Source organism: Streptococcus infantarius subsp. infantarius ATCC BAA-102 (assembly GCF_000154985.1).
Lineage (GTDB): Bacteria > Bacillota > Bacilli > Lactobacillales > Streptococcaceae > Streptococcus > Streptococcus infantarius.
In genome coordinates this window covers 126,501-140,158 of the sequence record NZ_DS572694.1, presented here as the reverse complement: position 1 = coordinate 140,158, position 13,658 = coordinate 126,501, and the positions used below count along the sequence as shown (strand labels likewise).

The following is a 13,658-nucleotide window of genomic DNA, read 5'->3' as shown; positions in this document are numbered from 1 at the left end:
TGCTTTACAGCTATAGGTATTTTTGGTAAAATTTGAAGAGTGTGTAATGGACGCACTAAAATACAGCTAATCCGCTGGGACAAGCACCTAATGATTAGTAAGATAGGAGAATAATTAAATGAATCCATTAATTCAAAGCTTGACTGAAGGTCAACTACGTACTGACATCCCTGTATTCCAACCTGGTGATACTGTTCGTGTTCACGCAAAAGTTGTTGAAGGAAACCGTGAACGTATCCAAATTTTCGAAGGTGTGGTAATTTCACGTAAAGGTCAAGGGATCTCAGAAATGTACACAGTTCGTAAAATTTCTAGTGGTATCGGTGTTGAACGTACATTCCCAGTTCACACTCCACGTGTAGAAAAAATCGAAGTTGTTCGTCACGGTAAAGTACGTCGTGCTAAACTTTACTACTTGCGTGCATTACAAGGTAAAGCTGCTCGTATTAAAGAAATCCGTCGTTAATTTTGACGATAAAGATTCGATAATAAAAATCTGTCCTTGCGACAGATTTTTTCATAGCTCCCCTTAGTTCAATGGATATAACAACTCCCTCCTAAGGAGTAGTTGCTGGTTCGATTCCGGCAGGGGAGAGAAGAGGCGAGTTTATTTAGGTCGTTCAGACTGAGCTAAATTGACTTGCTTGACCGGTAAAAGACTGATCCTAATAGGGTTCAGTTTTTTTAGTTTTCTTGAAAATGTACAGGAAAATTCCTGAAAAATGCAACTTAATTTTTTCTGAAAAATTCTCGTATTTTCACCAGGTTTTTTCCTCAATTCTAATTAAAAAATGATATAATATTTTTTGACTAGAAACGAAGGAAGTAAGATGGCAAGAAAAAAATATTCTATTGATAGTCGAATCGACTATTCTGTAATTTTACCTGTTTTTTTTCTTTTGCTAATTGGTTTGGTAGCCGTTTATATTGCAACGTCAAATGACTATCCTGGAACAATTACAAAAGTAATGACACAACAAGGTGTTTGGATCTTTTTAGGGTGTGTAGTTGCCTTTGTTGTTATGCTCTTTAGTACTGAATTTTTATGGAAAGTCACCCCTTATTTGTATGCCTTGGGCCTGGCTTTGATGATTTTACCTTTGATTTTTTATAGTCCAGAATTGGTAGAATCAACCGGTGCCAAAAACTGGGTAACCATTGGGTCAGTAACCTTATTTCAACCTTCCGAATTCATGAAGGTCTCTTACATTTTGATGCTAGCTCGAGCATCGATTTGGTTTAGACACAAAGTACCAGAAGATAATTTAAAAAACGATTGTAAGCTTCTTGGAATCTTTGCTTTGATTACCTTGCCGGTCATGGTGTTATTAGGTTTGCAAAAAGACCTTGGGACAGCCATGGTATTCTCTGCTATTCTAGCAGGTTTGATTTTATTGTCAGGAATTTCTTGGTGGATTATCTTGCCTGTTGTAATTGCGGTAGCATTGATTATTGGAGGTTTTCTAGCCCTTTTTCTATCACCGCATGGCAAAGATATCTTCTATGGCTTGGGAATGGATACCTATCAAATTAACCGTATTTCAGCTTGGTTAGATCCATTTTCATACGCTAAATCAATTGCTTACCAACAAACTCAAGGTATGATTTCAATTGGTAGCGGTGGGCTTAGTGGTAAAGGTTTTAATGTTATTGACCTTGCTGTTCCAGTTCGTGAAAGTGACATGATTTTCACAGTTATTGCTGAAGATTTTGGATTTGTTGGCTGTGCTGTTGTCATGACCTTGTATCTTGTTTTGATTTATCGCATGATTCGTGTGACTTTTGAGTCAAACAACCGATTCTACACTTACATTTCAACTGGATTTATCATGATGATTTTGTTCCATATTTTTGAAAATATTGGTGCTGCTGTTGGGATCTTACCTTTGACTGGTATTCCATTGCCATTCATCTCACAGGGTGGTTCATCATTGATTACTAACTTGATTTGTGTTGGTTTGATTCTCTCAATGAGTTATCAAAATAATTTGCACCATGAGCAAGAAGTTGAAGAACATTTCAGACGAAGTGAACGTTATTAAAAAAGGTTTTGGAAAATTCTTCCAAGCCTTTTTTATTGGCTAAAAAGTTATTTTTCCAGTCAAAAAATAATTTGAAAATTTTGTTCTCTGGTGTTGGAAATTGATGAGGTAGAGACTATAAAAAAATGTAAAAATGTGATATAATATTGGTTATGAATTACCATGATTATATCTGGGATTTGGGTGGCACTTTACTCGATAATTACGAAATGTCCACTCAGGCTTTTGTGAAAACTTTAGCTGATTTTGGCTGTCAAGCATCGCATGATGATGTCTATGAAAAGCTGAAGGAATCAACAGATGCCGCTATTAACAAATTTATCCCAAACCAACCACAATTTTTGAAAGCATATAAAGCATTAGAAGCCGATTATTTGAAAACACCGGTTCTTTTTACAGGCGCCAGCGAGGTTTTGCAGGTAATTGTGGCTAGCGGTGGGAGAAATTTCTTGGTTTCTCATCGAAATAAACAAGTCCTTGATATTTTAGAAAAAACAAAGGTACTTCCTTATTTCACTGAAGTCGTGACATCAGAAAGCGGCTTTGCTCGTAAACCAAGTCCAGAGTCAATGTTATACCTCAAAGAAAAGTATAAGATTGATAATGCTTTGGTTATTGGAGATCGTGAAATTGATAAAGAAGCTGGTCAGGCTGCTGGCTTTGATACCTTGTTAGTTGATGAAAAAAATCCTTATTGGAGATAGTGAAGTAAATGACGGAAGAAAATAAAAATTTAGCAGAATTAGCGAAAGAGTACGACGCCAGTCAGATTCAGGTCCTAGAGGGACTTGAAGCTGTACGCATGCGCCCAGGAATGTATATCGGTTCAACCTCAAAAGAAGGATTGCACCACTTAGTCTGGGAAATTGTCGATAACTCAATCGATGAGGCCTTGGCGGGATTTGCCACACACATTGAGGTTTTTATCGAGAAAGATAATTCTATTACAGTTGTCGATGATGGGCGTGGTATTCCTGTCGATATTCAAGAAAAAACAGGACGTCCAGCTGTTGAAACGGTCTTTACAGTATTGCACGCCGGTGGTAAATTCGGTGGCGGCGGTTATAAAGTATCAGGTGGTCTCCACGGGGTAGGTTCATCTGTTGTTAACGCCCTTTCAACACAATTGGATGTGTCTGTTTATCGTGATGGTAAAATTCATTACCAAGAATACCGTCGTGGTCATGTTGTTGATGATTTGAAAGTTATTGGTGATACAGATCGTCACGGTACAACCGTTCACTTCACTCCAGACGGTGAAATCTTTACAGAAACAACAGTATTTGATTTTGATAAATTGGCTAAACGTATTCAAGAACTTGCTTTCTTGAACCGTGGTTTGCGCATCTCAATCACTGATAAACGTGAAGGTATTGAACAAGAGCAACATTATCACTACGAAGGTGGTATCTCAAGTTACGTTGAATTTATCAACGAAAACAAAGATGTTATCTTTGATAAACCTATTTACACTGATGGTGAAATGGATGGTATCTCAGTAGAAGTTGCTATGCAATATACAACTGGATACCACGAGACAGTGATGAGCTTTGCTAACAACATTCACACACACGAAGGTGGTACTCACGAACAAGGTTTCCGTACAGCATTGACACGTGTGATTAACGATTATGCTCGTCAAAATAAATTGCTTAAAGAAAAAGACGATAATCTAACTGGTGACGATGTTCGTGAAGGGTTGACAGCAGTTATCTCTGTTAAACATCCAAACCCACAATTTGAAGGGCAAACCAAAACAAAACTTGGTAACTCAGAAGTTGTCAAAATTACCAACCGTTTGTTTAGCGATGCTTTTGGACGTTTCTTGTTAGAAAATCCTCAAATTGCTAAGAAAATCGTTGAAAAAGGAATTCTTGCTTCTAAAGCGCGTATCGCTGCGAAACGTGCACGTGAGGTAACACGTAAGAAATCAGGTCTTGAAATTTCAAACTTGCCTGGTAAATTGGCAGACTGTTCTTCAAACGACGCGACAATGAATGAATTGTTCATCGTCGAAGGGGACTCTGCGGGTGGTTCTGCAAAATCAGGACGTGACCGCGAGCACCAAGCAATTCTACCAATTCGTGGTAAAATATTGAACGTTGAAAAAGCAAGTATGGATAAAATTCTTGCTAACGAAGAAATCCGTAGCTTATTTACAGCGATGGGAACAGGTTTTGGAGCTGATTTTGATGTGACCAAAGCTCGTTACCACAAACTAGTTATCATGACCGATGCCGATGTCGATGGAGCACACATTCGTACTCTGCTTCTGACATTGATTTACCGCTTCATGCGTCCGGTATTGGAAGCAGGATACGTATATATCGCACAACCACCAATTTACGGTGTTAAAGTTGGTAGTGAAATTAAAGAATACATCCAACCTGGTGCTAATCAGGAAGCTGAACTACAAGCAGCAATTGAGCGCTACAGCAATGGTCGTTCAAAACCATCTGTTCAACGTTACAAAGGACTTGGTGAAATGGATGATCACCAACTCTGGGCAACAACAATGGATCCAGAAAATCGTTTAATGGCACGTGTCTCTGTTGATGACGCTGCCGAAGCAGATAAGATTTTTGATATGCTTATGGGAGATAAGGTTGAACCACGTCGTGAGTTCATTGAAGAAAATGCGGTTTACAGTACGCTTGATATTTAATCGAATATTAACATAAAAATACTGCACACAATCTCTAAGTATGTTATAATCGTAATGTTATAGCTATTTTTTACGATAAAAAAGACAATTTATAAGGAGTTTTAAATGTCGAGCGGAATTATTTTACTGCTTGTAGCAATAGTTGTTTTAGTCATTATTGCTTATCTAGTTGGCGTCATCGTACGCAAACGAAATGATTCATTGATTGCAAGTTTGGAAGAAAGAAAGCAATTGTTATTTGGATTACCAGTCAATGAAGAAGTCGAAGCTGTTAAAAATCTTCATCTTATCGGGCAAAGTCAAACAACATTTCGTGAATGGAACCAAAAATGGGTTGACCTTTCATTAAATTCTTTCTCAGATATTGAAAATCATATTTTTGAAGCTGAAGCTCTTAACGATAGCTTCAAGTTTATCAGTGCGAAACATGAAATTGACAATGTTGAAAGCCAATTGAACTTGGTTGAAGAAGATATCAATGCAATTCGTGAAGCACTTGCTGTTTTGAAAGAACAAGAAGAAAAGAACAGTGCGCGTGTGAAGCATGCTTTGGACTTATATGAAACTCTTCAAGCTTCTATTTCAGAAAAAGAAGACAATTTTGGTTCAACAATGCCTGAGATTGAAAAACAATTGAAGAACATCGAAGCTGAGTTCTCTCAATTTGTAACACTTAACTCAACAGGTGACCCAGTTGAAGCCTCTGAAGTGCTTGATCGTGCTGAAGAACATACTATTGCACTTGGTCAAATTTCAGAACAAATTCCAGCAATCGTTGCTAAATTGGAAGATGATTTCCCAGATCAACTTGATGATTTGGAACAAGGTTACCGTCGTCTGCTTGAACAAAATTACCACTTCGCTGAAAAAGACATTGAAGCTCGTTTCCAAGAAGTGCGTGATGCAATCCGTGCTAATTCATCAGAACTTGTGACTTTGGATCTTGATCGTGCTCGTGATGAAAATGAACACATCCAAGAAAAAATCGATTCATTGTATGAATTGTTTGAACGTGAAATTGCTGCTCACAAGGCTGCGCTTAAAGACAGCAAAATTATTCCAGATTATTTGGCACACGCTAAAGCCAATAACGAGAAATTGGAACACGAAATCAAACGCTTGTCTCACAAGTATATCTTGAATGACAATGAAAACTTGAGCCTTCGTTCATTTACTAAAAACTTGGAAGAAATCGAACAAGAAACATTGCCAATTATTGAAGCTTTTGATAACCAAGACAAACCATTCTCTGAACTTCAATTGATTTTTGATCGCACATTGAAAACTCTTGATGCGGTTGAAGAAGGTCAAATGCAAGTCTTCGAACAAGTTAAAAATATTGAACAAATCGAAAGCGTTGCTCGTCAAAGCTTAGATCAATACATTAATCGTTTGCACTCAATCAAACGTTACATGGAAAAACGTAACTTGCCTGGAATTCCTCAAGATTTCTTGAGCGCATTCTTCACAACAAGTAAACAGTTGGAAGTTTTGATCGATGAGCTTAGCCGTGGACGTATTGATATTGAAGCAGTTTCTCGTTTGACAGATGTTGCTACTGCAGCAATTGCTAATCTTGAAGAAGCAACTTATCAAGTTGTTCAAAATGCAACATTGACTGAACAGTTGTTACAATACTCTAATCGTTACCGTAGCTTCGAGCCAAGTGTTCAAAGTAGCTTTGAACGTGCTTTGCATCTCTTTGAAGTAGATAACAATTATCAAGCATCATTTGATGAAATCTCATATGCACTTGAAACAGTTGAACCAGGTGTAACGGATCGTTTCGTATCATCATACGAAAAAACACGTGAACAAATTCGTTTCTAAGATGATATGTCATATAAGAAAAAGGTTTAGAAATTTTCTAAGCCTTTTTTTGTGCCTCATTTTCTGTATCTGGTTAAGTCTGCTTAAATTTTTTGGTATAATATAAAAAATTCTAAAAATTTAGCTTGATATTTTCAGAATTTTCTTGTAAAATAGCTTTAATATAAAAAGCGATGATAGAAAAAGCCTAAGACAACAGACAGAGAGTGCTTGGTGGTGAGAAAAGCATGCAATCCTTAGGCGACACATTCTTGAGTGCGTGTGCGAATGCTTCTAGCTAGTAGTGCACGACGGATGGATCCACGTTACGGATTAGAAGTCTAGTACTTCATGAGAGCAGTTAAGGTGACTTGCTGTTGAATCAAAGGTGGAACCACGTTGTTAACGTCCTTGCAAAGTTTTTTTGCGAGGGCGTCTTTTTTATATCAGAAAATAGAAAGGATCTAATTATGACAACTATTAAAGGATTGAGAGAAATTGAACCTTACGTTGCCGGAAGCCAACCAAGCGGTGAAAATTTAATTAAACTAAATACAAATGAAAATGCTTATGGACCAAGTCCAAAAGTAGCAGAAGTTTTTTCACAGTTTGATGTCCATAAATTGAGAAAATATTCGACCTTGGATCAAAAATCATTACGTATTGCGCTTGCTAAGCAACATGGTCTTGATCCTGATCAGATTATCGTTGGTAATGGTTCAGATGATATTTTATCCATGGCATTTCTAGCATTTTTTAATAGTGATGATCCGGTTTTGTTTCCTGATTTAACTTATGGATTTTACAAGGTTTGGGCGAATTTATATCACGTGAATTACCATGAAATTCCATTGAATGAGCAGTTTGAGATTGACTCTAGTGATTACATTGCTGACAATGGTGGAATTATCATTACAAATCCTAATGCGCCAACTGGCATTTATAAATCGCTTGATGAGCTTGAAAAGATTATTCGTGCTAATCAAGATGTGGTGGTTATTATTGATGAAGCCTACATTAATTTTGGTGGTCAAACAGCTCTGCCACTGCTTAAAAAATATGAAAATGTTTTTATCACACGAACATTTTCAAAAGATGCTTCACTTGCTGGTTTGCGAGTTGGCTATGGTATGGGAAGTCCAAAATTAATGGCAGTGATTAATGCGGTTAAGAATTCCGTTAATCCGTATAATGTTGATTTGATTGCTGAAAAATTAGCACTTGCAGCTGTTGAATCTTGGGATTACTACGAAGACACTTGCCAAAAAATCATGGTAACCAGAGATTGGTTTGCAAAAGAGTTGAGATTTTTAGACTTTAAGATTTTAGAATCAAAAACAAATTTTGTCTTAGTAGAATGTCCAGATAACGGCGCAACCTTATTATTTGACTACTTACAAGCTAAAAATATTTATGTTCGCTATTTCCCAAAAGTTGAACGCATTAAAAATCATTTGCGCATTTCGATTGGTCGACAAGATGAAATGGAAGAAGTGCTTAAGGCGATTAAAGAATTCTTGGCTGTAGGTTTGAAATGATTTGAGGAGTGATGGAATGAAAAAAACGACTTTACCAGTAGGGATGCACGATAAATTATTCAAACGCGCACGTGTAACCTACAAAATTGAACGAGATATCAGTGATTTCTTGATGAGTCAAGGCTTTAATCGTATTGAAACACCGACCTTGGAACATTTTGAAGTTTTTAGCGATACGCTTAATAAAAATAATTATAATTTTTTTGATAAAAGTGGCGAACTGTTGACCCTTCGTCCGGATATTACTAGTCAGATTGGACGTGTGATTGCTTCAACCCAAGTTGAAACGCCGATTAAATTTTCATATTCAGGCAAGGTCTTCAAATACAATGAAGAAATGAGTGGCTTGATGAACGAGCACACACAAGCAGGGATTGAAATTGTTGGTTATCCTGCTAAAGAGGCGGTTTATGAAGCCATCGCTTCAGCAAAAGCATCGCTTGATAAGGCAGATATCCCATCTTACCAATTTGAGTTTTCACATGCTGGTATTTCACAAACGATTTTTGATGATTTGAACTTACCAGCTGCAGCGGAAAAAGAATTGGACTTGGCACTTAAAGACAAAAATATCACGCAATTAAATGAGTTAACGAAGAAATATCCAAGTGAATTTGACGATTTCTTGAAAAACTTGCCTTATCTTTTTGGTGAAAGTCATCAAGTGCTTAGTAAAGCTCGTAAGCTTGTTAAAAATGAGTCTGTCTTAGCTGCTTTGACTGATTTGGAAGATTTGTTGGCACAAGTATCTGATATTTTACCTGAAAGCAATATTGATTTGGCTCAAATTCCATCTATGCCATACTACACTGGTGTGATGTTTAAAGTCTTTGGGGACAAAGTTCCAGATGCCTTTGCTTCAGGTGGACGCTACGATAAGTTATTTGAACGTTTTGGCGCTAAAAAATTAACAGCGGTTGGTTGGGCAGTAGATATTGATGCCATTTACCAAGCAGTACACGATAGTTTAGAAGGAGGTGCCTAATGGAAAATCAAATTACGATTGCTTTGACCAAAGGACGTATTGAAAAAGATACCGTAAAACTTTTGGAAAAAGCTGGTTTTGACATGTCTTTTATGGCGGATAAGGGACGTAACCTAATTTTTGAAAGTCCGGATAAGAAATTCCGCTTTTTGCTTGTTAAGGCACCCGATGTGACAACTTATGTTCGACATGGTGTTGCTGATCTTGGGGTTGTCGGAAAAGATTTGCTTATTGAGCATCCGATAGGTTACCTTGAAATGCTTGATTTGAATTTTGGGTTGTGTAAGTTTTCTGTTGCTTCAACGGACGCTTACAAACCGCATGATCACAAGCGCAAGCGTATTGCCACAAAATACCCAACAATTGCCACTGATTATTTTAATAAAAAGGGCGAAGATGTTGAAATTATTTCAATTCAAGGGAGTGTCGAAATTGCTCCAGTTATCGGTTTAGCAGACGCTATTGTTGATATTGTAGAAACAGGAAATACTTTGGTTGCAAATGGTCTCAAGGTTTATGAAGACATTTGTCGTATCTCAGCTCGCCTGATTGTCAATAAGGCAGCTTTGAAAAATAATCCAGAAATCATGCCATTTATCCAGAAATTGGAAAGTATCGTTGGAAATGAGGAGGTAGCTTTTAAATGAAAGTTTTAACAGGAACGACAGAAGACATTTCAAAAATTCTCTATCAAGAGCAAGTGGAATTAAGCAAAGAAAACCTTGATGTCGACGATGCGGTTCGTCAAATTTTGGAAGATGTCAAGAAAAATGGGGATAAGGCTTTAAAAGCTTATTCTGAAAAATTCGACAAGATTGCTTTGGATGACTTTGAAGTGAGTCAAGATTTGATTGACCAAGCCTTTGAAGAGATTGATCCAGAAGTCTTAGAAGCACTTAAAAATGCGAAAGTAAACATTGAAAGTTATCACAAACAACAATTGGAATCAGGTTTTGAAGACCAACCGACTGATGGTGTTATTCGTGGTCAATTGATTCGTCCAATCGAACGAGCTGGGGTTTATGTGCCAGGTGGAACGGCAGCTTATCCATCGTCAGTATTGATGAACGTGATTCCTGCGAAGATTGCTGGCGTTAAGGAAATTATCATGATTACACCGCCGCAAAAACATTTTGAACCTGCTATTTTGGTGGCTGCTTCACTTGCTGGTGTCGATAAGATTTTTCAAGTTGGTGGTGCTCAAGGGGTTGCGGCTCTTGCTTATGGTACAGAAACGATTCCTCGTGTTGATAAGATTACAGGACCTGGAAATATCTTTGTTGCGACAGCCAAGAAAATGGTCTACGGTCTTGTTGGAATTGACATGATTGCAGGGCCATCAGAAATTGGAGTGATTGCAGACAGCTCAGCTAATCCTAAATACGTTGCTGCAGACTTGCTTTCTCAAGCGGAACACGATGTGCGTGCTCGCGCGATTTTGGTAACTGATTCAGCTGAATTGGCTGAGGCTGTTGAGGTAGAGATTGAAGAGCAACTTAAACGTTTGCTACGTGAAAACATTGCTCGTCCTTCAATCGAAAATAACGGTCGCATTATCATTGCGGATTCGGTTGATGCTATGTTTGATTTGATGAACCAAGTGGCACCAGAACACTTGGAATTGGCTATGGATAATGCTTATGATTATCTTGATAAAGTACAAAATGCTGGGTCTGTTTTCCTAGGTCATTTCACCAGTGAACCGATTGGTGATTACTATGCTGGGGCAAATCACGTCTTGCCAACAACAAGCACTAGTCGTTTTTCATCAGCGCTTGGAGTGCATGATTTTGTGAAACGAATTCAGTACATGCAATACTCAAAAGTCGCTGTTAATGCGGCTAGTCACGATATTACGACGCTTGCTTATGCCGAAGGCTTGCAGGCTCACGCTAAAGCAATCGAGGTGCGTCATGACTAAAGTAAATGGTTTGTTAGTAATGGATGTGGATTCAACCCTCATTCAAGAAGAAGGTATTGATTTATTAGGTGAAGAGGCAGGGGTTGGTGAAAAAATCGCTGACATCACTGCTCGTGCCATGAATGGCGAGCTAGATTTCAAACAAGCTTTAGATGAACGTGTTGGTTTATTAAAAGGTTTGCCAGAAAGTATCTTTGATAAAGTGCTTGCTCGCATGCATTTTACAAATGGTGCCGAAAAATTGGTGGCTGAACTTCATCATCGTGGCTATAAAGTTGCTGTGGTATCGGGTGGTTTTCATGAAACTGTTGATGTCTTGGCTAAGCGTATCGGTCTTGATTATGTTAAAGCTAATCGTTTAGAAGTTAAAGATGGCGTTTTGACAGGAAAAGTGCTTGGTGATGTGGTTACCAAAGATGTCAAAAAAGCAAGCCTTATCGAATGGGCAGCTGAAAATGACTTAGATTTAAGTCAAACCATTGCTATGGGAGATGGAGCCAATGACCTTCCGATGATTAAAACAGCAGGTATCGGAATTGCCTTTTGTGCCAAGCCAGTTGTACGAAAAGAAGCCCCTTACCAAATTAATGAAGCAAATTTGTATAAAGTGATTGATATTTTAGATAGTCAAAAATAGATAAGAGTATCAAAAAGGAGTTGTTATGAGACAAGCAGAGATTGAACGTAATACCTTTGAAACTAAAATTAAATTGAGCCTTAATCTTGATGTCCAAGAGCCAGTTTCTATTGATACTGGTGTTGGTTTCTTTGACCATATGCTGACTCTTTTTGCAAGACACAGCCGCATGTCTCTTGTAGTTAAAGCCGACGGCGACCTTCATGTTGATAGTCACCACACGGTTGAAGATGTTGGGATTGTTTTAGGTCAAGCTTTGAAAGAAGCTTTGGGCGATAAAGCGGGTATTAACCGTTACGGAACATCATTTGTTCCAATGGATGAAACACTTGGAATGGCAAGTCTTGATTTGTCAGGACGTAGTTACCTTGTTTTTGATTGTGAATTCGATAATCCAAAACTTGGCAATTTTGATACAGAGCTCGTGGAAGAATTCTTCCAAGCCTTTGCTTTTAATGTTCAGATGAATTTGCACTTGAAGATTTTACACGGTAAAAATAACCACCATAAATCAGAAAGTCTTTTCAAAGCAACAGGACGTGCTCTTCGCGAAGCTATTACCATTAACCCAGAAATTCACGGGGTTAACTCAACAAAAGGCTTGTTGTAATTAAAACTAGAAAGGAAAATCAGCCGAAACACTCTTATTTAGTGGTGTTTACAAGGTTCGATAACTTAGCTTATGATTATTGTAATTGATTATGATGCAGGAAATACTGCTAATGTCTTAAGGGCTTTGAAAAAAATTGGTGTTCAGGCTGAATTATCTAGTGACCCTACAAAAATTTTAGCAGCTAGAGGTCTCATACTACCTGGTGTTGGAGCGTATCCAGCTGCCATGGCAGAGCTGACTAAGCGTGGTTTGGTTCCAGTAATTAAAGAAGCAGTTGCTAAAGGAGCACCGCTACTTGGTATTTGCCTTGGAATGCAAGTCTTGACAGAAGTTGGTTTAGAACATCAAGAAACGAAAGGACTTGGTTTTATTCCAGGTGTTTGTAGAGAAATCAAAGCAACCAAAAACATGCCAGTGCCCCACATGGGCTGGAATAATTTAACAGTTAAACATGAAAGTCCTTTAACAGATGGTCTTGAAGGACAGTCTGTTTATTTTGTTCACAGTTATTTTACAGATGTTCCAAAAGAATACATCGATGTGACTGCAAATTATGGCATTGATGTGCCAGCTATGATTCACAAGGACAATGTTTATGGTGCCCAGTTCCACCCAGAAAAATCTGGTGATGTGGGCTTAGGAATTCTAAAAAAATTTATTGCACTGTGTGAGAAATAAGTTTCACAGTTTTTGGGTAGCATTTTAAAAGAGAAAAGGAGTTTTATATGCAGATTCTTCCAGCGATTGATATCAAAGAAGGACAGGCAGTTCGTCTTTTTAAAGGTGATTTTAATCAAAAGACTGTTGTTAACCCTGATGTTATTGGGCAGTCTAAAATCTTTGCGCAAGCTGGCATTGATTTTATTCATGTTGTTGATTTAGATGGAGCTCTTGATGGACGAGCTACAAACCGTGATTTGATTGCCAAATTGAAAAAAGAATCTGGACTTGGTGTGGAAGTTGGTGGCGGCATTCGCACGCTTGAACAGATTGAAGATTATCTTGCGGTAGGTATTGACCGTGTGATCATTGGTTCAATGGCCGTGAAAAATCCAGACTTTGTCAAAGCTGCTTTGGAAAAATTTGGCAGTGACAAAATCGTTGTCGGTATCGATGCCAAGAATGGCATGGTGGCTACAGAAGGTTGGCTTGAAACAAGTAATGTTGATTACATCAGCTTAGCTAAAGCCATGGAAAAAATTGGGGTGACTCTCTTTGTCTACACAGATGTTGATCGAGATGGGACACTAACAGGACCTAATTTTGAACACTATGAGCGCTTGGTGGCTGAGTTGACAACAGCTAAAGTCATTGCTTCAGGTGGTATTGCTGAACAGTCTGACTTGGTGAAATTGCAGGAAATCGGAGTTGCTGGAACAATCGTCGGTAAAGCTTACTATAATGGCAACATTAGTCTTGAAGAATTGAAAGCTTTTGGAGGATAGCTT

Annotated in this window: 12 protein-coding genes, 1 tRNA gene and 1 pseudogene; all 14 read left to right on the top strand. The window is 38.1% G+C overall.

What is annotated here, in order from left to right; genetic code table 11:
* Nucleotides 1–118: 118 nt before the first annotated feature.
* The 14 genes and pseudogenes from rplS to hisA all read left to right on the top strand — a co-directional run bounded on the left by rplS (nt 119) and on the right by hisA (nt 13,655).
* Nucleotides 119–466, top strand: coding sequence for a 50S ribosomal protein L19 (gene rplS, locus STRINF_RS08275; protein WP_006532658.1), 348 nt, complete (start codon nt 119–121; stop codon nt 464–466).
* A gap of 57 nt (nt 467–523) precedes the next feature.
* Nucleotides 524–595: transfer RNA gene (locus STRINF_RS08270), tRNA-Arg, on the top strand.
* A gap of 235 nt (nt 596–830) precedes the next feature.
* Nucleotides 831–2,042 (top strand): FtsW/RodA/SpoVE family cell cycle protein, encoded by a 1,212-nt coding sequence (locus tag STRINF_RS08265; RefSeq protein ID WP_006532657.1) that lies wholly within the window; start codon nt 831–833, stop codon nt 2,040–2,042.
* Nucleotides 2,043–2,194: 152 nt separating this feature from the next.
* Nucleotides 2,195–2,754 (top strand): annotated as a pseudogene (locus tag STRINF_RS08260) (HAD-IA family hydrolase).
* Nucleotides 2,755–4,707, top strand: a complete 1,953-nt coding sequence (gene gyrB, locus STRINF_RS08255) for a DNA topoisomerase (ATP-hydrolyzing) subunit B (RefSeq protein WP_006532655.1) — start codon at nt 2,755–2,757, stop codon at nt 4,705–4,707.
* 105 nt (nt 4,708–4,812) lie between these two features.
* Nucleotides 4,813–6,537, top strand: a complete 1,725-nt coding sequence (gene ezrA / locus STRINF_RS08250) for a septation ring formation regulator EzrA (RefSeq protein ID WP_006532654.1) — start codon at nt 4,813–4,815, stop codon at nt 6,535–6,537.
* Nucleotides 6,538–6,986: 449 nt separating this feature from the next.
* Nucleotides 6,987–8,054, top strand: a complete 1,068-nt coding sequence (hisC, locus tag STRINF_RS08245) for a histidinol-phosphate transaminase (protein WP_043878433.1) — start codon at nt 6,987–6,989, stop codon at nt 8,052–8,054.
* Between the two features lie 16 nt (nt 8,055–8,070).
* On the top strand, nt 8,071–9,039 hold the full coding sequence (locus STRINF_RS08240; RefSeq protein WP_006532652.1) for an ATP phosphoribosyltransferase regulatory subunit: 969 nt from the start codon (nt 8,071–8,073) through the stop codon (nt 9,037–9,039).
* Nucleotides 9,039–9,686: an ATP phosphoribosyltransferase gene (gene hisG / locus STRINF_RS08235; protein WP_006532651.1), complete on the top strand. Its 648-nt coding sequence runs from the start codon at nt 9,039–9,041 to the stop codon at nt 9,684–9,686. Before STRINF_RS08240 ends, hisG begins: the two co-directional genes overlap by 1 nt.
* Nucleotides 9,683–10,960, top strand: coding sequence for a histidinol dehydrogenase (gene hisD, locus STRINF_RS08230; protein ID WP_006532650.1), 1,278 nt, complete (start codon nt 9,683–9,685; stop codon nt 10,958–10,960). The genes hisG and hisD overlap by 4 nt, the downstream gene beginning before the upstream one ends.
* A complete protein-coding gene (gene serB, locus STRINF_RS08225) occupies nt 10,953–11,597 on the top strand; it encodes a phosphoserine phosphatase SerB (protein WP_006532649.1) in 645 nt (214 codons plus the stop codon). Before hisD ends, serB begins: the two co-directional genes overlap by 8 nt.
* A 25-nt stretch (nt 11,598–11,622) precedes the next feature.
* Nucleotides 11,623–12,207: an imidazoleglycerol-phosphate dehydratase HisB gene (gene hisB, locus STRINF_RS08220; protein ID WP_006532648.1), complete on the top strand. Its 585-nt coding sequence runs from the start codon at nt 11,623–11,625 to the stop codon at nt 12,205–12,207.
* 72 nt (nt 12,208–12,279) lie between these two features.
* A complete protein-coding gene (gene hisH / locus STRINF_RS08215; RefSeq protein ID WP_006532647.1) occupies nt 12,280–12,888 on the top strand; it encodes an imidazole glycerol phosphate synthase subunit HisH in 609 nt (202 codons plus the stop codon).
* A 47-nt stretch (nt 12,889–12,935) separates the two neighbouring features.
* Nucleotides 12,936–13,655, top strand: coding sequence for a 1-(5-phosphoribosyl)-5-[(5-phosphoribosylamino)methylideneamino]imidazole-4-carboxamide isomerase (hisA, locus tag STRINF_RS08210; protein ID WP_006532646.1), 720 nt, complete (start codon nt 12,936–12,938; stop codon nt 13,653–13,655).
* The last annotated feature ends 3 nt before the right edge of the window (nt 13,656–13,658 follow it).

Excerpts from the sequence above, each read along its gene's own strand:
- rplS (WP_006532658.1), top strand. The coding sequence starts at position 119 with ATGAATCCATTAATTCAAAGCTTGACTGAAGGTCAACTACGTACTGAC.
- STRINF_RS08265 (WP_006532657.1), top strand. The coding sequence starts at position 831 with ATGGCAAGAAAAAAATATTCTATTGATAGTCGAATCGACTATTCTGTA.
- gyrB (WP_006532655.1), top strand. The coding sequence starts at position 2,755 with ATGACGGAAGAAAATAAAAATTTAGCAGAATTAGCGAAAGAGTACGAC.
- ezrA (WP_006532654.1), top strand. The coding sequence starts at position 4,813 with ATGTCGAGCGGAATTATTTTACTGCTTGTAGCAATAGTTGTTTTAGTC.
- hisC (WP_043878433.1), top strand. The coding sequence starts at position 6,987 with ATGACAACTATTAAAGGATTGAGAGAAATTGAACCTTACGTTGCCGGA.
- STRINF_RS08240 (WP_006532652.1), top strand. The coding sequence starts at position 8,071 with ATGAAAAAAACGACTTTACCAGTAGGGATGCACGATAAATTATTCAAA.
- hisG (WP_006532651.1), top strand. The coding sequence starts at position 9,039 with ATGGAAAATCAAATTACGATTGCTTTGACCAAAGGACGTATTGAAAAA.
- hisD (WP_006532650.1), top strand. The coding sequence starts at position 9,683 with ATGAAAGTTTTAACAGGAACGACAGAAGACATTTCAAAAATTCTCTAT.
- serB (WP_006532649.1), top strand. The coding sequence starts at position 10,953 with ATGACTAAAGTAAATGGTTTGTTAGTAATGGATGTGGATTCAACCCTC.
- hisB (WP_006532648.1), top strand. The coding sequence starts at position 11,623 with ATGAGACAAGCAGAGATTGAACGTAATACCTTTGAAACTAAAATTAAA.
- hisH (WP_006532647.1), top strand. The coding sequence starts at position 12,280 with ATGATTATTGTAATTGATTATGATGCAGGAAATACTGCTAATGTCTTA.
- hisA (WP_006532646.1), top strand. The coding sequence starts at position 12,936 with ATGCAGATTCTTCCAGCGATTGATATCAAAGAAGGACAGGCAGTTCGT.